Consider the following 23,245-nt stretch of genomic DNA (forward strand, 5'->3'; position numbering starts at 1 on the left):
ATATAAGCTTCGAGGATCTGTCCGGCCAACTCACGAGGAATACTGATCGGAGTTCAGTATCGAATAGAAAAATCCTTCAATGCGGCTGTTCGTGGTTACACCATCTAGGTGTCGACCGAATGGCAAACATGGAAACGGCGACGTTCGAGACTGAACTGAGTCTGTTTAAATACGACAATTTAGAGCAGCTACCGGCCAGCTATCGGGAGCTGACCGAGGCCGACCGAACCCGGCGGATCGAGGCCGACCGAACCCGGCGGATCGAGGCCGCCCTCGACGAGCTGGGCGACGACGTGGTGATTCTCGGCCACAACTACCAGCGCCGCGAGATCGTCGAGCACGCCGACTTCATCGGCGATTCGTATGCGCTGAGCAAACGCGCCGCCGAGGCCGACGCCGAGTACGTCGTTTTCGGCGGGGTGACGTTCATGGCCGAATCCGCCGACATCATCACCGACGACGACCAAACCGTGGTCCTCCCCTGTATGGAGGCCTCCTGTCCGATGGCCGGGATGGCCGAGGCCCTGCAGGTCGACGCCGCGTGGGAGCAGATCACCGCCGCAGACCCCGCCAGCGAGATCATCCCGATCACGTATATGAACTCGTATGCCGACCTGAAGGCGTTCTGCGCCGAACAAGGCGGCCTCGTCTGTACCTCCTCGAACGCTCACAAGGCCTTCGAGTGGGCCTTCGAGCGCGGCGACAAGGTACTCTTCCTTCCCGACAAACACCTCGGCGAGAACACCGCCCACCGACTCGGGATGGAGGATTCGATCGCCGAGTGGAACCCGTGGGACCCCGAGGCCAAGGACGCCGACGAGCTCGAAGACGCGGAAATCGTCCTCTGGGACGGCTACTGTCAGGTCCACGAGCGATTCACCGCCGACCACATCGCCCAAGTCCGTGACGAACACCCAGAAGCCAACGTCGTCGTCCACCCCGAGTGTCGACGGGAGGTCGTCGAGGCCGCCGACGTGGTCGGCAGCACCGCGACGATCACCGAAGTCGTCGAAAACGCCGACCCCGGCGAGACGTGGGCCATCGGCACCGAAATCCATCTGGCCAAACACCTCGACCGCTGGCATGACGACGTGAACGTCGTCCCGCTCTGTGGCGATGCCTGTATGGACTGCGATGCCATGCGGCAGATCGACCCCAACTATCTGACGTGGGTGCTCGAAGAGCTGGCAGCGGGCCGTGAACACAACGTCATCGAGGTCGCCCCCGAGGAGAAGGAACTCGCGGGCCTCGCCCTCGACCGAATGTTGGAGCTATAGATGTCGGGAGAGCCGACTTCCATTGGCGACTCCGGCCCACGCACAGCCGACGTGCTCGTCGTCGGCTCGGGAATCGCTGGCTGTGCGGCCGCCCTCGCCGCGGCCCGCGAAGACGAGGAGGTCCTGCTGGTGACCAAAGCCAGCGAACCCGAGGACGCCTCCTCAGATTGGGCACAGGGCGGCATCGCCACCACCCGTGGCGACCCCGAATCGCTGAAAGAAGATATCATCGAGGCCAGCGCGAATACGGCCGACCCCGAAGCCGTCGACGTCCTCGTCGAGAACGCGGCTCCCGCAGTCCGTGACGTCCTGATCGACACCCTAGAGATCGACTTCGACACCCTCGGGGCCGACTACGACTTCGCCCGCGAGGCGGCCCACTCGGCCGATCGGATTCTCCACGTCGACGCCTCGACGGGCCAACACGTCTTGCGGCCCTTCCTCTCGTATCTCAGTGAGGTCGACAACGTCACGATCCTCGAAGACACGACTGCGCTCGAACTCATTCGCCACGAGGGGCGGGTCCACGGCGCGCTCCTGGATACCGAACCCGACGGCAAGCCCGTTTTTGCGGGGGCAACAATTCTCGCTACGGGTGGGATCGGCGACTGTTTCGAGGACTCGACCAACCCGGCTGGCTCGACCGGCGACGGGATCGCCATGGCGTTTCTCGCCGGAGCCACCGTCGAGGACATGGAGTTCGTCCAGTTCCACCCGACCGCCGCCGCGGTCGACGATCCGTTCCTGCTGAGCGAGGCCGTCCGCGGCGAGGGGGGCGTCCTTCGCAACGAAAACGGCGAGCGGTTCATGCCCGACTATCACCCCGACGCCGAACTCGCGCCGCGGGATGTGGTCGCCCGCGCGGTCCAGGACGAGATCGACGCCACCGGCTCGGTCTCCCTCGACGTCTCGCCGCTCGACGACCCCTTCGACGAGGTGTTCCCGAACCTTGCGTCGACCTGCGAAGAGCGAGGCGTCGACTGGCGTGAGGGGATTCCGGTCGCCCCCTGCGAGCATTTCCTCTGTGGCGGGATCGCGGTCGACGACCGCGGCCGCGCCAGTCTCGATCGCCTGTATGCGGTCGGCGAGTGCGCCCGGACCGGCGTCCACGGCGCGAACCGGCTGGCCTCGACCAGTCTACTCGAAGGCCTCGTCTGGGGCCTCCGTGCTGGCGAGGACGCGACCGGCCACGACCCCGCGGCGATCGAGATCCAGCGACTGCGGAACAGCGACCCCGCACTCCCCGAGCGGTTCGCCGCCGAGAAGTTCCACCGCCTGCGGTCGATCACGAGTGCGGAACTCGGCCTGCGGCGGACAGCCACGGGGATCGACAGCGCGCGGGGCGTCCTCCGGCGACTCAAAGGCGAGGTTGACGCCTACACGCGCACCCGGACCTCCAGGAGCCTCTATGAACTCCGCAACGCCACGGTTGTCGCCATCCTGATCGCCAACGCCGCAGCCGACAGCGACGAGAGTGTCGGCTGCCACTATCTCGAAGACGGCAGCCGAGAACAGACTCCGACAGCCGAAGCAGGGCCGAACTAATGCTCACGAGCGACCGGATCGAGCGCTGGCTCCGCGAGGACGTCGGTCACCACGACGTGACCAACGACGTGCCCGGCGAGACGACGGGTCGACTCGTCGCTAAAGAGGCCGGGACTGCTGCGGGGATCGAGGCCGCTGCGGCCGTCTTCGAGTATCTCGACGTGTCGACCGAGACGCCGGTGGCCGACGGCGAGGCGGTCGCGGCTGGCGAGACCGTGCTCCGAACGACCGGTCCGGCCCGCGAGACGCTCCGAGCCGAACGCGTCGCGGTCAATCTCGCCGGACACGCCTCCGGGATTGCGACGGAGACCCGACAGGCGGTCGATCGCGCCCAGGCGGTCGATCCCGAGGTCCGGATCGCGGGGACACGCAAGACGACTCCAGGACTGCGGGGAATCGAAAAGCGCGCGGTCGTCGCTGGCGGCGGCGACACCCACCGGTTGGACCTCTCGCATATGGTGATGATCAAGGACAACCACATTGCCGAACTCGGCCTCGAAACCGCCGTCGAGGAGTTTCGCGAGCGCGTCTCCTTTGTGACGAAAATCGAAGTCGAGGCCGAATCGGCCGCTCAGGCCCGGCGGGCGGTCGAGGCGGGAGCCGACATCGTTCTTCTCGATAATTTCACACCAACCGAATTGAGCGAGGTAGTCGACAGCCTCGCCGAGACGATCAAAGTCGCCGACCGCAAAGTCCTCATCGAAGCCAGCGGTGGGATCACGGTCGAGTCGGTCGCCGACTACGCCTCCACTGGCGTCGACATCATCTCGATGGGCTCGCTGACCCACTCCGCCGACAGCCTCGACTACTCGTTCCGTACCGGGTAGTAACCGTTTACCGACAGGGTAGCCACCGCCTACTCCTCGGCAGGGACCGTCTCACCGATCTCGACGGAATCGCCGACAGCGATCTCTGCGCCCCATTCGGACTGTGGGACAATCGTATTCAACATCAACCGGAAGTCGTGATCGAACCAGTCGCCGCCGCTCCACTCGGGCATCGTTTCGGCCCGTTTCTCGACGAACGTCGACTGAAATCCATCGTACTCCTCGCCTGTATCCGGATCGCGCGATGGCACCACACACCGCTGACAGGGGTTGACTCCGCGGAAGGACACGTCACCGATCGAAAACTCGACGTGGTGGTCCCGGTCGGCAAACAGGTGATCCTCCCAGAAGGCCGGGACGCCACCGAGTTCGATGTTTGGCCGGAGCCGACGGCGCATGCTGTCGGTGCTGATCCTGTCGAACCACCCGGCGACCGTCTCGATCGTCGCGGTGCTGATGATCGTCGGTCCCGAGGCGTGGGTATCGTCGGGGAACCCACCGTCGGGATCACGCGCCAGCGAAACCGGGTAGCCGACCTGGTCGCTTAGCCAGTCGACGGCCGCCCCGGCGTCGGCCAGTTCCTCGGCCGTGAACTGCTGTGGCTCCGTCTCGGCCGTCGAAAGCTCGACAGCGTCGATCCGCGCCCCGTCGCCCTCGTAGGTCGCCCGAATCGAGTGAATCCGCCGTTCTCGCTTCCCGTTGACGTAGGTGTCGTCGCTGTCGAACAGCGCGAACTCCCGGTCGCCAGCCAGTCCGCCGTTGTCGACGATCGAGACCGACTCGACCGACCGCCCGTCCAATGATTTGATCGGATAGATTGTCAGCCGATCGACTGTCGGCGAAAGTGCTGCCATAGCTATCCATTCGACGGCAGTTTGAAAAACGTCCCGTCAGAAACCGCTTATTCGTCGTCTTCGTCGTCGGAGAGGTCGATGTCGGCCTCGGCGAAGACGTCCTCGATCTCCTCGACAGTCAGCGTCTGGTAGCCGTCCTCGACGGTCACCGTCGAGATGCTCACTTCGCTCGGACCGAGTTCGTCGTTGGCAACACGGAGGGCCCGTGCAGCGAGTCCGAGTCCGGTCCCGAGGTCGACTTCCTCGGTCCATTCCTCTTCGAGGAACTCCTGGATGTCACGGCCCGAACCGCCGATGACGGTGGCCTTCCACTCGTTAGGCGTCCCGGAGGGGTCGGCTGCGAACAGTCGCGGGGTGCCGTTCTGGATGCCACCAACGAGGAGGGCTGCCCCGTAGGGTCGGGTGCCGCCGCGCTGGGTGTTCTCCTGGACGTGGTCGGTGAGGTCCTTGGTCAGTGCCTCGACGTCGATAGGCTCGCCGAAACGGAGCCGGTTGACCTGGCCCTGTCGGCGGGCGAAATCGACGAGCTGTCGGGCGTCGGCGACGTGGCCCGCGCTGGCCGCGCCGACGTGGTCGTCGAGCTTGTGGAGCTTTTCGATGCTCTCGGACTCCATCAGCGGCGATCCCGCCCGGCTCTGGGCGGCAAGGATCACGCCGTCGCTGGTTCTGAGGCCGACGCTCGGTGCGCCACGGGAGACCGCCTCGCGTGCGTACTCGACCTGATAGATCCGGCCATCGGGCGAGAACAGCGAGGTGCCCCGGTCGTAGGCCTGCTGATCGTTACCTCTCATTGCGACCTCCGCGTGAACCGACGTCCGTACTGATTCATCTGCTCTGTGCTATGGGGTCAGACAGGAAAAACCCTTGCTACCCGGTTAGTTCTCGGGGGGCTGGCTGTTGGCGACCGAACTCCGACAGCATCTTCGACCACGTTTCGGCGACGACAGCCTCCGAACATCGGGTCGGATCGCTGTAGGGTTGGACGAACAGCCCGGCGGCCTTCCCCGCCGCCAGCGCGTTCCCGACATTGATATGGTAGTCATCGATTAACAGGTCGCCGTCGAGCCGCCCCTTGTTCTGTGGGACCTCCTGGATGATCCCGTCGTGGGGGATCTCGTGTTCGTCGAGCCACTGGGCGGTAAGCGGGTGGCTCTCGGGCGGTCGGTGGGTGGCGATCCGAACCGTATGGCCCTGGTGGTCGAGCCAGCGGGCGGCCTCGGCGGCCCCCGCGATCGGCTCCATCCCCAACAGGAACCACTCGGGCCGTTCGTCGAGCGCCCGCCGGATGAGGTCGCCGATATCGAGGTCCGTCCCGGGGACCGAAAACGACCACTCCGTGATCGCATCGCGGGTGAGCGCGACACCACACTCGTCGTCGATATAGTCGAGGAGCCGCGGTACATTGTCACAGAGCGTCCCGTCGACGTCGAGCAGCACGGTCTTTTCGGTGGTCGTATCGAGCCGAACAGTCATCGAACGGATGTTGGGCCGAACAGTCCTGAATCTATCTGTTTCGACGGGTACTTCTCGACGGCAACCCGGCCGAAAAGGGGTCTTCGGGGTCGTGTTTCACGCTGCCCTTATAACTCTCGGAGGAGCCGCAGTTCGTCCAGGAGACGACCGGAAACCGACGGTTCCGGATGGCCAACAGCTTCGTTACGCCGATCCCGCTCGTAGCGGTATCGTTGGGTTCCGTCTCCAAGGCCCGCGTTTTGGATATCCGCATCGGCCTGTTCAGGTATGGCAAAGGGAGAGCGTGTGCAGCCGGAAAACGGTTATGGTGGCTTCAACGACGCTCGTACTCGACGAACGAAAAGCCCTCGTGGTCATCGCGGCTCCGCTCGATCCACTCACTCCGGTCCCACGACGGGAATCGGGTGTCACCCTCGTAGGCATCATGGATTTCGGTGAGAATCAGTCGGTCCGCCCGTGGGAGGAACTGCTCGTAAATCGTTGCACCACCGATCACGTAGACCGTCCCGCTATTCCCAGCGGCCTCTCCGGCAGCTTCGACGGCCGCCTCGATGGAGTCGACAACGACGACCGAATCCGGAAGCGCTGGTGACCCGCGACTCAAGACGATGTTCGTCCGGTCCGGCAGCGGGCCACCGATATCCGCCGCAATGGACTCGTAGGTTAGTCGGCCCATAACAACGGGATGGCCCGTGGTCGTCGCCTTGAAATGCCGGAGATCAGCTGGCAGGTGCCACGGCATCTCGCCGTCGACGCCGATCACTCCGTTTTCGGCAACCGCCGCGATTAGGGCGATCTCGGGGGGAGCGTCGGTCGACATGGTCACTCCGCGACCGCGAACCGAATCCCCTCGGCTGGGTCGTAATCCGTGAGCTGAATGTCCGCAAAATCGAGCGCGTCCAGCGGTTTGTCGGCGATCTCGATGGTCGGGCGGGATCGCGGCTCCCGTGAGAGTTGGGTGAGCAAGCCGGGGACGTGGTCGTAGCCCTCCGTCTCGTCGGTTTCGTCGGGTGCGGTCTCGGTGAGCCACGCGCGGACATCGAGATACTCGTCTCGTGTGTCGACCCCACCGAGCCGCCGTTGGAGTTCATCGAGGTTGTCGGCGTACCACTCCCCGCGGTCGCCCTCGCCACAGTAGACGTGGGCATCGACGATTGTGTGGCCGAACTCGCCGACCTCAAAGCCGGTCTCCTGGGCGACGGCGTGGGTCAAAAGCGAGTAGGCCGCGATATTAAACGGGACGCCGAGGGCGATATCGCCCGACCGTTGGGTCAGGTGACAGTTGAGCCGGTCGCCCTGTACGTTAAAGACGAAGGTGTAGTGGCAGGGTGGCAGTGTGCTCACCGCGGCGTTGGCGGGATGCCACGCCGAGACGACGAGGCGTCGGCTGTTTGGCGACTCCTGGAGCGTGTCGACGACGTACTGGATCTGGTCGAAGGTGCCGTCGTCGTTCCGCCAGCGGTGGTCCTCCTCGGGCCAGGCCTCGCCGTCGAGCCCGTCGGTAGGCACTGGATACCGCCGCCAGAACCGACCGTAGGCGGTGTCTAATCGCCCCTCGTCGTCGGCCCAGGCGTCCCAGATGCCGGTCTCCTCGCGGAGCGAGCGGATGTGTTCCTCCCCGGAGAGATACCACTTGAACTCGTGGATCAGCGAGTTCCACCGGAACCCAGAGAGGTCCTTCGTTGTGAGGAGCGGGAACCCTTCCTGGAGGTCGACGGTGTAGGACTGACTGAACGACGCGATCGTGTCTACGCCGGTCCGGTTCGGCTTGTAGTTGCCGCCCGAGAGCGTGCTGTCGACGAGATCGAGATACTGCTGCATGGTGTGGGTGCCGCGAGTGCGGCTGTTAGCAGTAGGAAACAAGCCGATCTACAAGTGAGTATCGGACCGCAACACGTCACTTACACTATCGAAATGCCGCATCTAGCAATGCCTCATAAACGGGTTCATAGGCCGCTGCAACCCTTTTCGGATCATCTCGTTCGTCGCTCGTGAGGGGATGGAGGTCGTGTGCCGACACCGGCTCGATCATCTCGACGACGCGATCGACACGCTCTTCGAGTTGTCCCTCTCGGGCGCTGCCGCTTGCGACCTCGCAGGCTTTTAAATATCGATCACCGTCGTAGATCCGGGCTCGCGTCGGTCCAACGACCGCGACAGCATCGAAGTCGATACCCGCTACGGGCAGCGCAATATCACTGTAGGATTCGACGACTGCCGGATCGGTCTCGGCGATCCGCTCGGTGACACGCTCGAAGGCCGGGAGATACCGCTCGGCCATCAGCTCGTTGAACCCATCGACGGTCCGGACTCGTGGCGCATCATCCAGCCGCAGCGCCTCGAACAGTGGGTCGGAAACGAGCCCTGCATCTTCGGCCTCGCCGTTGACGACGAACTGCTGGCCCTCGGCCGTCGTCACGCGGTCGGCCAGAAACGTCCGCCCGCTCTCACCGAGTAATCCGGTCCGATCGGGGGTTGGTCGCCAGAGTCGATGGACGGGGTTGAGTCGTTCTTCCTGGAACTCCTCATCGACGCCCTCGCTGGCCGCCGCGGTGAGTGTCGCGGTATCCTTTCCGTACAGCCGACCTTCGGCCAGTGCGGTCGCCACGTCGTCGTGGTCGAACCAGTAGTCGTTGCCCGCTCGCGGTTTGAAGCCGACCGCATCGGACAGCGAAGCGAGCAATCCAGCCGCGAACGTCGTCTTGCCCGCGTCGACGCGGGCGTCACCAGCAACTAACAGTTTCATAGTATGGTCTGAACGGTATTAGGCGTCGACTACTCTTCGGCCGAGTCGGATTTGAGCCCGTAGTAGCCAGGCTCCTCGTCGCTCGGGGGTTCGGCGATCGCCAACTGCTCGGAGTTGCGCATGATCCACGGAATCGCCCAATCGAGCAGGATGTCTTCGACGCCCTCGTCGATCTCGGCGTCGACCTCTAGGCCCTGTAGCAGGCGAGCGATTTCGTAGACGGAGTACATCATATCCTCGTCGAGCAGTTCATCAGGGGTATAGAAATCACAGGGATACAGCTCCTCGAAATCGTCTTTGGGTCGTGGCATACACGGCAGTAGGGCTGCTGGCGGGGAAAACTGTGGGGGTTTGGTATCGCGGACGACAGCGCCTGCGCTGCCGCTGGCGGTGTAGCGTCACAAAAAATGGTGTGAACTGCCCCGTTACTCGAATGCCTCGACGGCCTGTGCGTAGCGTTCGCTCGGTTCGTTCCAGTCGACGACCTCGAAGAAGGCGTCGATGAACCCGCCGCGGTCGGGTCCGAACTGGTAGTAGTAGGAGTGTTCCCAGACGTCGAGTGCGAGAATCGGGTGACCGCCCCAGATCGCGCCCTGGTCGTGTTTGTCGACCACGACGTTCCGAAGCTGGTTCGAGAACGAATCGTAGACGAGCAGCGCCCAGCCACTGGCGTTTTTGGCTGCGGCTTCGAACTCGCCTTTCCAGGCCTCGTAGGAGCCGAAGTCCTCTTCAATTCTCTCGGCGAGGTCGCCGGACGGCTCGTCGCCGCCCTCGGGGGACATGTTCTGCCAGAACAGGTCGTGGAGAATGTGACCCGAGGAGTTGTGGGTCACGTTCCGAATGGCTCCGCCGCTGGAACTGAAGTCACCGTTCTCGCGGTTCTCGGCCAGCTCCTCTTCGGCCGAGTTCCAGCCGTTGACGTAGCCCTGATGGTGGGTGTCGTGGTGCCAGGTCAGGATCTGTTCGTCGATGTGCGGCTCAAGGGCGTCGTAGTCGTATGGAAGTGGATCTAGTTCGTAGCTCATGTGTAATACCTCTATTTCTATATTGTCTCGATTGCTGTTAAAGCTTGAGGAGTAGTTCGGTAACAATTGGCACATAAACACCGGCAAATAATGTATTTTGGTCGCAATCGAACAACTACGTAAGCAAAATAGTTTCCTCAATCGTGTCAGCCTGCCGGTTCGATCCTACTGGATCGACCGGCCCTGACACTGCTCGAACCGCCGGGCGACGTCGTCCCAGTTGATGACCTCGAAGAAGTTCTCAACGTACTCCCCGCGGTTGTTCTCGTACTGGAGGTAATAGGCGTGTTCCCACACGTCACAAACGAGGATCGGCGTGGTAGCCTGCGGAGTCTGGTTCTGGTGGTTTTCGGCCGCCGCGATGAGCAGCTCGTCGCTGGCGGCATCGTGGCACAACAGCCCCCAGCCGGAGCCTTCGACGCCACCCGCGGCCGCCGAAAACTCCGATTTAAAGGCTTCAAACGAGCCGAAATCCTGCTCGATCTGATCGGCGAGATCGCCGCCGGGCTCGCCGCCACCGTCCGGATGCATATTCTCCCAGAAGATGGTATGGTTGACGTGACCCGACAGATGGAACGCCAGTGCCCGCTTGACGCTCTTGATATCGCCGAAATCCTCCGAATCCCGCATCTCTTCGAGTCGGTCGCGGGCGGCGTTCGCGCCGTCGACGTAGCCCTGATGGTGTTTGTCGTGATGGAGTTCCATGATCCGTGAATCGATGTGCGGTTCGAGTGCGTCGTAGTCGTACGGGAGGTCTGGTAGTTCGTACGTCATGCTTTTGAGATGACGGTCGAATCCTCCCTAAACTTTCGGTGTGTTAACATTTTCGTGGAGAGTCCCAGTCGAAGGACAGTACGGGAGTTCTGTCAGGCATCCGGAGTCGTCTCGTCCTGCGAGGGGCGGTGGCGGTCGACGACGGTCATCACCGGACTCGCTGCCACACCGTGGACGACGACCGAGGCTAACACGACGAAACCGACGAACGCCCACAGCAGCTCCGCGGCCACTAGGAGTTCGAGTTCCTGGAAGGAGGCGTCCGCCAGCGCATAGGAGAGATAGTAGAACGAACCGATCCCTCTGATGCCGAACGACGAGATCACCAGCCGGTCGACCCATGGGGCCGAGGAGCCGAGAAAGCCGACGACACCGGCCAGCGGGCGGACGACGAGCAGGAAGCCGAGGCCCAGTAGGGCCGCCTCCCACGTCAGCGGTGCCAGCAGGCCGCTGGCGATCGCACCGCCGAACAAAACGAGAACCGTCGCCATCAGGAGCCGTTCGACGACTGCCGCGAAATCGTGGAGCTGGTGGTAGTAGCCGTGCTCCCACTCGAATCGGCGGAGTTCAAGGGCGGCGACGAACACGGCGAGAAAGCCGTAGCCTCCGGCGAGTTCTGTCAGACCGTAGGCGAACAGTGTCGTGACAAGCGCTTCGCCCCCGGCCATGAGTTCGGCCTGCTCGGAGACCGCGGGGGCGTGAAAGACGAGTCGAGCCATCAGGTGGCCGATGACGACACCAAACAGGAGGCCGACGACGATCCGGTAGCCGACGTCGACGAGCCCCCAGTCGACCAACCAGCCGACCCCGTCGACCGCACTCGCCCCCGCGGCGGCGATAGCGAGGTAGGTAAACGGGAACGCCAGCCCGTCGTTGAGTCCCGCCTCGGAGGTGAGCGCAAAGCGAATCGAGCCCCACTCGTGGACGTCGGCGGCCTCGACTTCCATCTCGGTCAGCGGCGCGCCAGCCTCGACATCGGAGGCGAGGACTGGATCGGTCGGTGCAAGGACGGCCCCAAGGAGGATCGCCGTCGCCGGGTGGAGGCCGAGCAGTAGCCAGCCGAGCACCGCCACGCTGGCGATCGACAGCGGCATCGTGATCCCGATCAGCCGCCACGTCGCCGTCCACGACTTCAACCCGAACGGCCGGTCGATTTTCAGCCCGACGCCCATCAGCGCGATGATGACCACCAGCTCGGTCAGATGCTCGGTCAGCGTCGACTCCGCGACCGGGTCGACCGCAGGAACGGGAGCAATCCAAAACAGCAGGGCTCCAAAACCGACGTAGAACATCGGAAACGACAGCGGTTTGTCCGCCAGTAGCCGCGGTAGCACCACTGCCCCGAGCAGTGCGACCGCGACGACAAGCATCCCGAGTTCGTAGCTACTCATCCCCACGTCCGTTCGACGTCCACGCTGAAAACCGGCGTGTCGACTTCGCCGACCTGTTGGTTACTACGGAGCTGTGTTTGTAAAGGTCGAAGTCGCCAAGTGCTGCTAACAGCCGCCTCTGTGGCCCTGGGTTTGATCGTCGTAGTGATCGTCCGCGACACCTCGATGATCATCAATACTCTCGCGATGGTCGTCAGTGATCTGTCGGCCGTCGTCACCGAACTCTCGGTGGTCGTCGATCCCCATATACTGGCCCATATCGTCGACGGTCAGTCCCATATGTGTCGCCATCTCCTCGACAGGCGGCCCCATATGCCACCCCCGTGCGTCGACGGTGTCAGTACCCATGTGGGTGTCCATCCACGCAATCCGATCAGTCCGGTCGACGACCGGCTGGTCGGCGTCGACCGTCTCGTTGATCCCGACCGGGTCGCCACCGTGAGCGCTGACGACCGGCACCGCCAGTGCGACTCCGAGGATTGCGAGCGTTACGAGCAGCCAGCGTCCGACTGTGTTGGGTATCATTGTGTGTCGCCTCAGATAGTCATACGAGGGTCGAATGGTTATCCCAATGGGTGTGAACACAGCGAGGAGATCCTCCGAGAACGTTTTTACTGGCTTCTAATCGTTTCCTTGTGATCGGACCGTTCGTCGCTGCCGAATTCGCCCGGTCGGTGGCTGAGAGCTATTGTCGGTTCGCTTGGAGGTCGTCGCTCGGGTAGACCCGGTAGGTTCGGCCCTGTCGTTCCCGGTACAGCAGTCCCCGGGATTCGAGATCGCTCACCGTCTGGCTCACCTTGCTCTTCGAGAAATCGGCCCGGTCCCGGAGTTCGATCTGTGTGACACCCGGCGAGTCGATCACCGGTTCGAGTACGCGGCGTTCGTCCTCCGGAAGGAGATCCAGGACCCGTTTCTGTGGATGGGCCTCGGGATTGATCGACTCTGGCTCGGCTGTCGACTCGTCAGCTGCCGGGTCACCAGCCGCCGCAGTCGATGTGGACTCTGTTCCCTCCGGCCCTGTGTCGGCTGTGCTCGACTCGACGTCGACATCGGACGGCTGAGCGTCGGCAGTTGTCGATTCGTCGACTGCTGCTGTGGGTGGGGTGGCTGTGGGGTGTGAATCCGCTTCGCTCGACAGTTCCGCCCGGACCAACAGATAGCCTCCACCGATCACGGCCACAATCAGGAGCGTTCCGACGATCAGCCAGAGGGGGTCCGGTCCGTGCATCGATCCCATCGACGTATCCATCATCGGTCCCATTGCCCCATCGACGGCGCGACGCCGCTGGTAGGCCTGCCAACTGTAGCTCCCGCCAACGATGAGAACAACCCCGAGAAGGACGCCGACGGCTGTATCCGCCTGGCGACGGTTCATCTATCGACTCCCGGCCCTATCGAGTGTCTGCCCATAGCCACGCGTTTGTGATCGTCCGGCGAATCAGTTGTGGTTCGTTCCGGTCGAGTTCGGTTCAGTCGGCTTATTCCCCACGTGCGGCCTCAAACATCGCAATCGCCTTCTCGCGGCGGTCGCTGTGGTCCACAATGGGGTCGGGATAGTCGGGCGCGGCGTTCCGCCGCTGGGTCAGCGACGCCTCGTGCCAGGTGTGGATGATCTCCGGGTCGGTATCCCGTAGTTCCGCTACATATGTCTTGATATACTCCGCGTCAGGATCGTAGCGTTCGCCCTGCGTCATCGGATTGAAAATCCGGAAGTAGGGTTGGGCGTCGGTCCCCGTCGAGGCGGCCCACTGCCAGCCGCCGTTGTCGTTGGCGGTGTCGTGGTCGACCAGCTTCTGGCGGAACCAGTCGTACCCCTCACGCCAGTCGATCAGCAGATCCTTCGTTAAAAAGGAGGCGACGATCATCCGGACGCGGTTGTGCATAAAGCCCTCCGCACGGAGCTGGCGCATTCCGGCGTCGACGATCGGATACCCCGTTTTCCCGTCTTTCCAGGCCTCCAGGAGCTCCGCGTCGTTTTCCCATTCGATTTCGGTGTTGTACTCCTTGTAGTTCTTCGAGACCACCTCGGGATTGAACCACAGCACGTGCGTGTAGAAGGCCCGCCACGCCAGTTGGGACTGGAACTCCTCGATCGACGCCAGTTGGGCCTCGCTGGCCTCCTCGCGTGCCTCCTCGGTGGCCCAGTAGACCTCACGAATCCCGATAGTACCGTATTTGAGATCCGCCGAGAGCCGCGAGGTCGATTTTCGCATGGGATAGTCCCGATCCTCCTCGTAGCGGTAGATGCCGTCCTCGCAGAAGGCCGCGAGCCGCTTTCTGGCGGCGGCGGTACCAGCAGCCAGTAGCTCGGCTTCCGGCTGGTCGAACCCCAGGTCGGCGAGCGTCGGTAGCGAGCCAGCGTCGACACCCACAGCGTCGGCCTCGACCAGCTGTTCGGGCTCCGGGGCCGGGTAGGGATCGTCCTTCCCTCGGTCCTGCCACTTGCGGCCGAAGTAGGTAAATACCGAGTAGGGGTCGCCCGCGTTGGTCGTGATCGAGCCGGGTTCGTGGCAGATGGCGTCGTGGAACGACTCGCGTCGAATGTCGGCGGCCGCCAGCGCCTGCCGGACCGCCGCATCGCGCTGGCGGGCCAGCCCGGAGTAATCCGTGTTCCAGACGACGCGATCGGCCTCGACAGCCTCAGCCACCGCGGGAACAGCCTCACGTGGATCGCCGTGGCGAACGAGGAGGTCGCCGCCGCGGTCGCGATACCACGCCCGGAGCTCGGCCACCGCATCAAGCAGGTAGTCGACGCGCGGGGCTCCGGCGTGGTCGAGCACCTCGTCGTCGAAGACGAACAGCGAAACGACACTGCTGTCGGCCTCCCGTGCTGCCTCGGCGGCGGCTGCCAGCGCCCGGTTGTCCGCACCGCGGAGATCCCGCCGGTGCCAGTGGAGTTGCATACCGACACCACGGTCGGACCGATAAGGAAACTTGTGGAGTCCACACACGATGCCCGTCGTTCATACATGATGGCCGGATTCAATCCCGCTTGAACTCATAGCCGACTTTTTATGATAGTCTACGAAGTCGAACCTATGGTACTACACAATCCGGCTGTTCGATGGGGAATCGGGCTCTCCGGTGGACTCATCGTTATCGCGATCGCGTTCTTCTTTTTAAGTGGCACCGTCCAACTGGTGGCCTACGGGGTTGCCCTTCTCGATATGGTCGTCACGCCACTGATACTCAAAATGGCCGCCGAGGAGCAGTAACTCCTTTTAAATCAGTTAGTCGAAAACGTCGACGGGTCGTCGGCCAACGACTCGCGTCGCCCGTCGAGAATCGCAAACCGTTCGCCGCGTCGCCCTTCAAGCCAGTAGAGTAGCTGCTCGGCCCACCGGAGTTTGCGCGCCTTCAGCGGGTCGACCGACGGATCGTCGAAGTTCCAGCCGAGAAACCGCAGCTCCGCGGCCCCGAACGCGTCACTTATAAAGGCCGCCCGATCTCCGTCGGTAAAGCCGCCGACGTTCTCAATGGGGTCTCGGGGTTCGGCCTGTGTCGTCACGAGCATCCACTCGGGGTCGAACTGCGGGAGCCACTCCCGAAGCGTCGGGATGTTGTCGCCGTGAGCGTGGGCCGCGACCGGCGTACCGTCGTGGGTCAGTTCCCGAGCCGTCTCGACGTTCTTGTCGAGGTCGGTCACCATCAGGTCGACCGAGAGGCCGTGGTCGGCCAACACGTCGACCGCGGTCGAGGCGGCGACGATCGCGTCGACGCTTGCGGGCTCGAACGACGCGAGCTCGGCCGACAGCGATGGAGCCGCACCGACGACGGCGACCGTTGCCCCATCGAGATCGGCGAGTCGGTCGTGATCGAACGGGTGGGCCATCTCGGCGGCGATATCTCGGGCCGTCTCGTCGGCCGACCGATCGAAGCCGAGATCCGCGAGGATCGCCTCGTAAATCGGTTCCCACGTCGAAAAGCGACAGCTGTAGCTCATCGGTGAATTATAAAACCAGCCGAAAGAGCCGGTGGCTCATCGGCTGTGATATTGTATGGGCCGGATTGGCACAGAGTACCCCTACCCGAATGCCCCTCCGGCGTCCAATTGTTTGGTTTACCATGATCCGGCATAAGTTTTCTCTTAACAGCACGCCTTTCTGATACGTTCGACAACAGCGGATATCTGGCCGGAAACACCACTCAGACCCTCGGTAAGCTCTTCATAACTGGATTTCGTGCCAACTAATACCACCCGGTCGTCAGACGGGTGGCTGACGCAGTCGACGCCTACTGTCTCACAGGTATCGATGAGCCGGTTCCGTGTCTCACTGTCGAGGCCGGAGAGTTCGAAGACGCGTGTCACGCTGTTGTCGGCGGCAGTCTCGGTATCGTCTTTGTCAGCGCCGAGTCGGTCGAGATGACGGCGAGCCTCGCGGGGTGTCGTGACGTCGAGTTCCTGGAGACCGATCCCCTCGACCGTCTCCTGGAGCCGCGGCCGGGAGAACTCCTTGCCGATCAGGGCCGCATCCCGCGTTTCGGCCACGTCGTGGGTCCGGATCACGTGCGCGCCGCGCTCGACGGCCATCGAAGTCGCGGCCAGCGAGACGGCGAGGGCGTCGTCGGTGTCCCGACCGGCGACCGACCGGAGGAAGTTCTTCCGGTTGATCGAGACTAAAATCGGCTGGCCGTAGCCACGGAACTCCCGGAGCCGGTGGAAGGTTTCCCGATCGTCTTCGATCGTCTTGTCCTCGCTCCAGCCGCCGAAGGCGGGGTCGACGATCGTCTTGTCGGTCAGGCCGTTGAGCTCCAGCGCGTCGTAGATATCATCCACGTCCTCGACAGCACCCGGCCGTTCGAGGTCCGGCGGCGAAGCCATCTTGGCGACCGCAACGTCGTACTCCTCACAGACTTCGGGCATCTTCGGGTCGGCAAAGCCACAGATGTCGTTGACCATATCGAAGCCGCCCCTGATGGCGGCTTCGGCGACCTCGTGGTAGCGGGTCTCGATCGAGAAGACGGCGTCGCCGGAGACGCTTTCAATGGTCTCGAGGGCGGTGTCGAGCCGGTCGAGTTCCTCCTCGGCGGTGAGGACCTCGAACTGCTTGTTGGCCGATTCGAGGCCGACGTCGACGATGTCGGCACCCTCGTCGATCAGCGCCTCGTCGACGTAGGCGGCGGCCTCATCCGGGGAGTTGAAAACGCTCGGCTTGTAGGGGGATTCCGAGCTGACGTTCAGTACGCCCATGATTCGCGGGGGCTGGTCGTCACCGATCTGCAGCCCAGCGGCGTCGACAGTTCGCATACACTCACTGTGAACGCCGCCGACATAGGCGGTCCGGTCCGCCGGGAGTCAGTCTCTTTTTGTCGGCCGAGTTGCTACGTTCGCTATGGCAAAAGTCAGCGTCGGGCTTCGTGGCTGGCGGTTCGAGGAGAGCGAGATCTTCACCGACAACGAGGAGTTCAAACCGCTCGAAGAGATCCCGGAGGACCCACGCCAGCGACTGCTTCGCCTCTCGCGGCTGGTCGAACAGCCGTGTGACGCCTGCTACCTGATCCACGGCGAAGCCGACAAACAGCGGTGTAACCCATCGGCGTTCGTCTACGGCGAGCCGATGGACGAAGTGGTCCTCTGTGCTGACCACGAGCCGGAGTTCATCTACTGGTACCAAAACGACGGCGGCAGCGAGCTTCGCGGGGAGCCGGAGTTCGCCGACAGCTTCCACAGCTGGTTCGCCGACGGCAACCGGGCACCCGAGGGCTTCGGCGGCGTCGACCACGTCGAAACCGATCCCGAGGGCCTCCCCGAGCCCCCGAGCCCCGAGGAGCTCCAGGAACGACTCGAAGCCGACTACGAGCGCAGCGAGATAGACCTCCGGGAGTATATGGACGAAGCCAACAAATCGACCGAGGCCGCGGATCGAATCGATGACGAGGAACTCGACGAGCTGGACCTCGATACGAGCTATCCGACCGGCGACGAATGAGCCCCCGGCAACAGAAACCGATCGTCGTCGTGGTCGAACCCGAAACGCCGGGCAACGTCGGCACCATCGCCCGCGCGATGAAGAACTTCGGGCTTTCGGAGCTCAAGCTCGTCGACCCGCCCGAACTCGACCCTGACGGCGAGGCCTACGGCTTTGCGGGCCACGCCCGCGAGGACGTGCTGCCGAACGCCGAAGAGGTCACCCTCGACGAAATCATCGAGAACTACCACACGGTGGGCTGTACCGCGATTACGGGCGAGGACAGCCGCCGACACGTCAGGTTCCCGTTTACAACGCCGGTCGAACTCAGCGAGTCGCTGTCGACCGTCGAAACTCGAACGGCGCTCGTCTTCGGCCGGGAGGGGCGGGGCCTCCACAACCGCGAGATCGAGCGGCTCGACGAGGTGTGTTCGATCCCCGCCAGCGGCGAGTATCCAGTGCTTAATCTGGGCCAGGCAGCGACGATCCTCTTTTATGAGCTGCGTGAGCTGACTGTCGCGGAGACACAGCTTCCCGATGTCGACCACCACCGGGCCGACGAGTCGGATATCGAGCGGCTCTATGACTACTTCGCGGAGTTCCTAGATGCGCAGGCCTACAACGAGCGAAAAACGGCCAAGACACAACGGTTGTTCCGTCGACTCGTCGGCCGCGCTCACCCGACCGATCGGGAAGTCCACACTCTCCTCGGCGTGTTTCGGCAGGCGACCAACCGGCTCACGGGCGAGGAGGAGGGCCAATCGGAGGATGCTGAACCGCCGGACAGCCCGCAGTAGGAACATCCTACTCGACAGTAGGAACGACTTACCGCGGTCGGGTTCGGTACGATCGCTGCTGACTGGGCCCTTCCTAAACTGTTAAGCCCCTCTGTGGTCGAACGAGGGTATGGAACAATACATTCTCACCGGAGAGACGGAGCTTTCACCGGTTGTCGTGGTGACGACACTGCTGCTGATCGCGGCGTTCGTCCTCGGGTTCGGGAACCTGCTCGTGGGGACAGTACTGTAAGTCGGCCACACGCTGTCACAGCCGATTAGGGACCGACCGAAATTGTTTCCTCCGAGTAGTTCAATCCCCTCAACCAACTGCCACCAGTATGTCCGACCACGAACCCGGAACGCCGACAGTGCTCGTCGTCGACGATGAGGAGGATATCGCCGACATATATAGCCTCCAGCTCCAGGACCGCTATACGGTTCGCACGGTGTACGGTGGCCAGGCGGCCATCGAGGTGGTCGACGAGGACGTCGACGTCGTCCTGCTCGACCGCCGGATGCCGGAGTTGTCGGGCAACGAGGTCCTAGAACGAATCCGGGCCGACGGCTACGACTGCCGGGTGATTATGGTGACGGCCATCGATCCGGAGTTCGACATCATCGAGATGCCGTTCGACGACTACCTCTGCAAGCCGGTCGACAAGGAGACGCTCGTCGAGGCGATCGAACAGCAGCTCACGGCCAAACAGTACGACGAGACGGTCAGCGAGCTGTTCCGGGCCACCTCGAAACTCACGGTCCTGAAGGGCGAGATGAGCCAGGATGAACTCGAGGACTCCGAGGAGTATCAACGGCTCAAGGAGACGACCGACGCGATGCGGAGCGACGCCGAATCGCTGATGAGCGAACTCGACGACTTCGAGGCGGCGTTCAAAGCGATCGATCGGTCGTCGAACTAACTACTCCCGATTTTTGTCGGCATGCGAGCGGACCCAGAGTTCGCCGATCCGGGAGAGTTTGGTCCGGTAGGATTTGCCGACCTCCTCCTGTTCGATATACCCCTTCCCGCCGGGGCCGAGCCGGTCGACGTTGTAGATCACCTTCGAGCGGAAGCTGTCGGTGTACTCCTCGTTGAGATCCCGCGCCAGCGTCGAGGCCAACTCGCTGACGGATTCGAACTCGCCGTGTTCGCCCAGCGTGAACAAGACGAGCTCCTCGAAGGGTTTGACGCTCGAAAAGGAGGCCACGGGGAGTTCGACGATGTGGCTGTTGCCGATCTTCTTCGCACCGATAGTCACGCCGCGTTCGTCGAACTCCGAGAGCAGTTCGTTGATGCTTTCGAGTCTGGTCTCCATCCGCTCGCGGTCGAGATCACCGGCATCCAGGAGATCACTCAGCAGCTCGTGTTCGGCCCGGAGTTCCTCGGCGAGTTCGGTTTCGAGGTACTTCTCGGGGGCCGTGTAGTAAGTGTGAATCCGATCGCGGTCCTCCTGGCGTTCGACCATCACCGAGTGGGCCGCCGTCGCAAACGCGAAGCTCACGGGACGGGGCATCGAGCAGACGTTGACCCAGACCTCCGCGCCGCTGTCGAGCTGTTCGTTTATCAGTTCGAACGCACCCTCGAAGGCGGCGTCGTAGTCGTAGACGTCCTCAAGACGGATGCGCTCGGTCTCCGCGCCCAGGAGGTTCTGGAAATCCGTTTCGAGTTTGGTGGCGAGTCGGCGGGAGTATTCGACGTTGGCCTCGCTGCCGACCGCGCCCTCCAGGAGGATGACGTGGTCCACATCGAACTGATCGCGGATGAGCGGCGCAATAAGGCGGTCGTAGTCGAAGCCGACCGGAACGATGTGCGTCTCCATACTACTACGTAGCGATAACGCTTATAAAAACCACCAGTATCCGGACTGTTATTCCGGACTGGCTGAAAAACGGACACGGGCTGCAGCCGTGAGCTGCTTACTCGCCACTGGCTTCGTCCGCGTCGTCTTCGGGCATGATCTCGGTCGACAGCACTTTTAAGGGGATGTTGTGCAACTGCTGGCCGATCTCCTTGCGGGCGATCCGGCTGGCGTGTTCTTCCTGTTCGACGTTGAAGACGATCAGTTCGAGTTCGAGGGCGACCAGCGCTTCGTCGGCGGCGATGAAGGCGGGCGGCAGTTCCTCTCCGGAGGGCGAGGTTCGTGTCCCCATCTCGATTTCGACGTAGTTGAGATCCGGGTTCAGCATCTCACCCGTCTTCGAGATGGCGATTCGGACGGCCTCGTCCACTGTCTCGACATCGTACACGGGCACCGCAGCCTCGACGACGACTCGGCAGTCCATGGCACTAACTAGGCCCGCAGCGCGTATGAAACTTCGCCTACTTTCTCGAAAAAAGGAGTATCACCCGGCTGCCGTCGGTCAGTTTCCGCCGTTTCTGAGATAGTGAAAAACGTAGGTCTGGGCGTAGCCCGCATACTCCCCGCCGAACTGCTCGCGGATGGCCCGTGATGTCGAGACGTACCCACCCTGATCGCAGTCCGGATAGTGGTCGGCAATGGCGGTCTGAATCCAGGTATCGAGGGGGACGGCCTCGGTGAATCCCAACGAAAAGAGGAGGACGCAGTCGGCGACCTTGTTGCCGACGCCGACGAACTGGGCGAGGTGGTCGCGGGCATCCTCGTAGTCGAAATTGAGCGCGTCACGAGGGTCGACCTCACCGTCGGCGACCATCTCGGCTGTCCGCTGGACGTAGGGCGCACGGTAGCCTAAGCTCTGCTCCCGGAGTTCGTCTTCGGTTCGCGCGGCCAACTGGCTGGGGGTCGGAAACGCGTGGTAGGTTCGGCCGTCGAAGGCGATCTCGTCGCCGTACTCGCGGGCGAGTCGACGCTGCATCCCGTGAATCCGCGAGACGCGCATTTGGGCCGAACAGATAAACGAGACGAGACAGGGAAACACTGGATCACGAACGAGTCGCATCCCCGCATACTGCTCGAAGGCGCGATCGAGCAGCGGATCGGCCGGGGTGGCGGCCTCGATCGCCGTCAGATCGTCGTCGAGCCGCAAGAGATGTGTGAGGATCGGCACCGCATCGGTCGTCGACTCCCACTGAAGTTCTTCTCCTTCCTGGCGGACCCGAACCACGGCCTGCTCGTCTGAAACTGCGGGAATCGGTGGCACGACCGTCTCGTACCACGCACTGCCGCCGTAGGCTTCCGTTGTGGTGTACATCTCGCCGTCGGAGCGGTCCCACAGATAGCTCTGGCCGCTTTCGACGGTCGACTGGAGATCGAACGCGCCATCGAGATCCTCACACCGAATAACGCCCTGTTCCATTACCGCTTTTCGGACGTGTGGCCGTTTTTCCGTTTCGGTGTGACCGTCAGTCGACGCGCCAGGTAAAGAGGCTCTCGGCGACGTAGTTGAACACCATGCCGACGCCGATCCCGATCACGTTCGCGACCGTCGGCCACAGTTCGAGCCCGGCCACCGGCAGCGAGAACTGAACGACGCTCGTTAGTACGAAGAGGACGGCGAAGCCGACACCGAGCCCGACCGCCCGAACGAGGTGGGATTTCCCCCACCGGCGGCCGAACGCACCCAGGCCGAGTTTGCCGTTATCGGCGAAGGTCCACTGGTCGTTGACGACGAACATCGTCGAGATCGAGAGCTCCGCGCCGACCGCTTTCGCGGCCAGCGGTCCGAACCCGGCGGTCGTCGTCAGCAGCGCGACGATCGCGGTCTCGATGGTCGCCCCAAGCGCACCGACTGAGACGAACTTGCCGATCCGGGCGCGGTGGGTCAGCGCCGACAGCGGTGACTCAGTCGCCATTGTTCCCGGTGTAGGTGAGCTTCGATCGGGGGGTCGGCTGGATGTCCCGATATCGGGGGCTGGCCGCGATGGCGTCGGCCCGCCGACGGACATCCAACAGCGCCCGGCCGAGTTCGATCGTTGTCCATACCGGATCGACGGTCGAATCGGGGTGATCCTCCCACTCGACGGGGACCTCCCTGATCTCGTAGCCGAGCGAGCCCGCCACCGAGATGAACTCGAGGTCCCACGCGAACCCCGACTCGTAGCAGTGGTGGCCGATCTCGTCCCAGGCCTCAGCCCGGAGGGCCTTCGCGCCACACTGGTAGTCGTAACACTTCGTCGGCAGCAGTTGCCGTGCGGTGAAGGCGAAGGCGTCGCCGAGGAATCGTCTGGCGACCGTCTGGTGGTCGACGATCTTCGAGTCGGGATGGCGGCGCGAACCGATACTCACGTCGGCGGTCTCCCCGCGGACGTGGCCGACGATGGTGGCCAGCGACGAGGCGGGCACCGAGCCGTCGGCGTCGGCGAATGCGAGGATATCCGTCGAGAGCCCGTCGAAACCGTCCATGACCGCGCCGCCCTTGCCGCGGCGTTGGGCGACAGCATTGAGCTCATCGACGACTGGTTCGATCCGGGAACGTACCGCGTCGGTTGGGGCGTCGATCTCGACACGAACCGTCGACGGATCGAGCGTTGCTCGAATATCGTCGATATACGTCAGGAGAGCCTCGATATCCGGCTCGTAGGCGGGAATCACGACGCCAAGCGACTCACTCATGGTATCGTGTGAGACGCCTCCGAGTCGGTTGTTTCAAAAATACGGAGTAATGACTATTCATATACACGTTCGACGGGGTTCCGGCTCTTAATTCTGATGGATGCAGGTGGATAAAA

28 protein-coding genes and 1 pseudogene are annotated in these 23,245 nt (G+C 63.0%); 8 read left to right on the forward strand and 21 right to left on the reverse strand.

Going from position 1 to position 23,245, the window contains the following annotated elements:
- Positions 1-119 precede the first annotated feature (119 nt).
- The 3 genes from nadA to nadC are packed head-to-tail and all read left to right on the forward strand — an operon-like array spanning position 120 to position 3,649.
- Complete coding sequence (gene nadA, locus NO877_RS12940) at positions 120-1,277, forward strand: quinolinate synthase NadA (RefSeq protein WP_256396769.1); 1,158 nt, start codon at positions 120-122, stop codon at positions 1,275-1,277.
- A complete protein-coding gene (locus NO877_RS12945) occupies positions 1,278-2,822 on the forward strand; it encodes an L-aspartate oxidase (RefSeq protein WP_256396770.1) in 1,545 nt (514 codons plus the stop codon).
- Positions 2,822-3,649 (forward strand): carboxylating nicotinate-nucleotide diphosphorylase, encoded by an 828-nt coding sequence (gene nadC / locus NO877_RS12950; RefSeq protein WP_256396771.1) that lies wholly within the window; start codon positions 2,822-2,824, stop codon positions 3,647-3,649. The genes NO877_RS12945 and nadC overlap by 1 nt, the downstream gene beginning before the upstream one ends.
- 29 nt (positions 3,650-3,678) lie before the next feature.
- Here the strand turns inward: nadC and NO877_RS12955 are convergent, their stop codons facing one another.
- The 14 genes from NO877_RS12955 to NO877_RS13020 form a co-directional block, all read right to left on the reverse strand.
- Complete coding sequence (locus NO877_RS12955) at positions 3,679-4,503, reverse strand: MOSC domain-containing protein (protein ID WP_256396772.1); 825 nt, start codon at positions 4,501-4,503, stop codon at positions 3,679-3,681.
- Positions 4,504-4,550: 47 nt separating this feature from the next.
- Positions 4,551-5,294: an archaeal proteasome endopeptidase complex subunit alpha gene (locus NO877_RS12960; protein ID WP_256396773.1), complete on the reverse strand. Its 744-nt coding sequence runs from the start codon at positions 5,292-5,294 to the stop codon at positions 4,551-4,553.
- Positions 5,295-5,370: 76 nt separating this feature from the next.
- Entirely contained in the window at positions 5,371-5,976 is a 606-nt protein-coding gene (locus NO877_RS12965) for a 5' nucleotidase, NT5C type (protein ID WP_256396774.1), read from the reverse strand.
- 31 nt (positions 5,977-6,007) lie between these two features.
- Positions 6,008-6,229 (reverse strand): zinc ribbon domain-containing protein, encoded by a 222-nt coding sequence (locus tag NO877_RS12970; RefSeq protein ID WP_256396775.1) that lies wholly within the window; start codon positions 6,227-6,229, stop codon positions 6,008-6,010.
- Positions 6,230-6,289: 60 nt separating this feature from the next.
- Entirely contained in the window at positions 6,290-6,796 is a 507-nt protein-coding gene (locus NO877_RS12975; RefSeq protein ID WP_256396776.1) for a dihydrofolate reductase, read from the reverse strand.
- A gap of 2 nt (positions 6,797-6,798) precedes the next feature.
- Entirely contained in the window at positions 6,799-7,797 is a 999-nt protein-coding gene (thyA, locus tag NO877_RS12980) for a thymidylate synthase (protein WP_256396777.1), read from the reverse strand.
- An 85-nt stretch (positions 7,798-7,882) separates the two neighbouring features.
- Positions 7,883-8,722, reverse strand: coding sequence for an ATPase (locus NO877_RS12985; protein WP_256396778.1), 840 nt, complete (start codon positions 8,720-8,722; stop codon positions 7,883-7,885).
- 29 nt (positions 8,723-8,751) lie between these two features.
- Complete coding sequence (locus tag NO877_RS12990; protein WP_256396779.1) at positions 8,752-9,033, reverse strand: DUF5827 family protein; 282 nt, start codon at positions 9,031-9,033, stop codon at positions 8,752-8,754.
- Between the two features lie 114 nt (positions 9,034-9,147).
- A complete protein-coding gene (sod, locus tag NO877_RS12995; RefSeq protein WP_256396780.1) occupies positions 9,148-9,747 on the reverse strand; it encodes a superoxide dismutase in 600 nt (199 codons plus the stop codon).
- 165 nt (positions 9,748-9,912) lie between these two features.
- A complete protein-coding gene (locus NO877_RS13000) occupies positions 9,913-10,521 on the reverse strand; it encodes a superoxide dismutase (protein WP_256396781.1) in 609 nt (202 codons plus the stop codon).
- 92 nt (positions 10,522-10,613) lie between these two features.
- Positions 10,614-11,912, reverse strand: coding sequence for a cation:proton antiporter (locus tag NO877_RS13005; RefSeq protein ID WP_256396782.1), 1,299 nt, complete (start codon positions 11,910-11,912; stop codon positions 10,614-10,616).
- 105 nt (positions 11,913-12,017) lie between these two features.
- Positions 12,018-12,437: a hypothetical protein gene (locus NO877_RS13010; protein WP_256396783.1), complete on the reverse strand. Its 420-nt coding sequence runs from the start codon at positions 12,435-12,437 to the stop codon at positions 12,018-12,020.
- A gap of 160 nt (positions 12,438-12,597) precedes the next feature.
- The gene (locus tag NO877_RS13015; RefSeq protein WP_256396784.1) at positions 12,598-13,287 is read right to left on the reverse strand and encodes a helix-turn-helix transcriptional regulator; all 690 of its coding nucleotides are present in this window, start codon (positions 13,285-13,287) and stop codon (positions 12,598-12,600) included.
- Positions 13,288-13,390: 103 nt separating this feature from the next.
- Positions 13,391-14,815: a cryptochrome/photolyase family protein gene (locus tag NO877_RS13020; RefSeq protein WP_256396785.1), complete on the reverse strand. Its 1,425-nt coding sequence runs from the start codon at positions 14,813-14,815 to the stop codon at positions 13,391-13,393.
- Between the two features lie 135 nt (positions 14,816-14,950).
- Here NO877_RS13020 and NO877_RS13025 point away from each other — a divergent pair, with 135 nt between their 5' ends.
- Entirely contained in the window at positions 14,951-15,127 is a 177-nt protein-coding gene (locus NO877_RS13025) for a hypothetical protein (RefSeq protein ID WP_256396786.1), read from the forward strand.
- 11 nt (positions 15,128-15,138) lie between these two features.
- On the opposite strand, the gene NO877_RS13030 is transcribed toward NO877_RS13025, so the two are convergent.
- Together NO877_RS13030 and NO877_RS13035 are read right to left on the reverse strand one after the other, a co-directional pair.
- Positions 15,139-15,855: a 6-hydroxymethylpterin diphosphokinase MptE-like protein gene (locus NO877_RS13030; RefSeq protein ID WP_256396787.1), complete on the reverse strand. Its 717-nt coding sequence runs from the start codon at positions 15,853-15,855 to the stop codon at positions 15,139-15,141.
- Positions 15,856-15,999: 144 nt separating this feature from the next.
- Positions 16,000-17,160, reverse strand: a complete 1,161-nt coding sequence (locus NO877_RS13035; protein ID WP_256396788.1) for a dihydropteroate synthase — start codon at positions 17,158-17,160, stop codon at positions 16,000-16,002.
- An 85-nt stretch (positions 17,161-17,245) separates the two neighbouring features.
- On the opposite strand from NO877_RS13035, the gene NO877_RS13040 reads away from it, so the two are divergent.
- The 4 genes from NO877_RS13040 to NO877_RS13055 all read left to right on the forward strand — a co-directional run bounded on the left by NO877_RS13040 (position 17,246) and on the right by NO877_RS13055 (position 19,517).
- Complete coding sequence (locus NO877_RS13040) at positions 17,246-17,842, forward strand: DUF8114 family protein (protein ID WP_256396789.1); 597 nt, start codon at positions 17,246-17,248, stop codon at positions 17,840-17,842.
- On the forward strand, positions 17,839-18,618 hold the full coding sequence (locus NO877_RS13045) for an RNA methyltransferase (protein WP_256396790.1): 780 nt from the start codon (positions 17,839-17,841) through the stop codon (positions 18,616-18,618). The genes NO877_RS13040 and NO877_RS13045 overlap by 4 nt, the downstream gene beginning before the upstream one ends.
- Positions 18,619-18,727: 109 nt before the next feature.
- Positions 18,728-18,850, forward strand: a complete 123-nt coding sequence (locus NO877_RS13050) for a hypothetical protein (protein WP_256396791.1) — start codon at positions 18,728-18,730, stop codon at positions 18,848-18,850.
- A gap of 88 nt (positions 18,851-18,938) precedes the next feature.
- Positions 18,939-19,517: a response regulator gene (locus NO877_RS13055; protein WP_256396792.1), complete on the forward strand. Its 579-nt coding sequence runs from the start codon at positions 18,939-18,941 to the stop codon at positions 19,515-19,517.
- On the opposite strand, the gene NO877_RS13060 is transcribed toward NO877_RS13055, so the two are convergent.
- The 5 genes and pseudogenes from NO877_RS13060 to NO877_RS13080 form a co-directional block, all read right to left on the reverse strand.
- Positions 19,518-20,417, reverse strand: a complete 900-nt coding sequence (locus NO877_RS13060; RefSeq protein WP_256396793.1) for an HFX_2341 family transcriptional regulator — start codon at positions 20,415-20,417, stop codon at positions 19,518-19,520.
- Between the two features lie 100 nt (positions 20,418-20,517).
- Positions 20,518-20,880 (reverse strand): annotated as a pseudogene (locus NO877_RS13065) (DUF555 domain-containing protein); the annotation flags it as partial.
- A gap of 78 nt (positions 20,881-20,958) precedes the next feature.
- A complete protein-coding gene (locus NO877_RS13070; RefSeq protein ID WP_256396795.1) occupies positions 20,959-21,873 on the reverse strand; it encodes a DNA-3-methyladenine glycosylase family protein in 915 nt (304 codons plus the stop codon).
- Between the two features lie 46 nt (positions 21,874-21,919).
- Positions 21,920-22,369, reverse strand: a complete 450-nt coding sequence (locus NO877_RS13075; RefSeq protein ID WP_256396796.1) for a GtrA family protein — start codon at positions 22,367-22,369, stop codon at positions 21,920-21,922.
- The gene (locus NO877_RS13080; protein WP_256396797.1) at positions 22,359-23,129 is read right to left on the reverse strand and encodes a glycosyltransferase; all 771 of its coding nucleotides are present in this window, start codon (positions 23,127-23,129) and stop codon (positions 22,359-22,361) included. Before NO877_RS13080 ends, NO877_RS13075 begins: the two co-directional genes overlap by 11 nt.
- Positions 23,130-23,245 lie beyond the last annotated feature (116 nt).

The organism is Halohasta litorea (genome assembly GCF_024494645.1).
Taxonomy (GTDB): Archaea; Halobacteriota; Halobacteria; order Halobacteriales; family Haloferacaceae; genus Halohasta; species Halohasta litorea.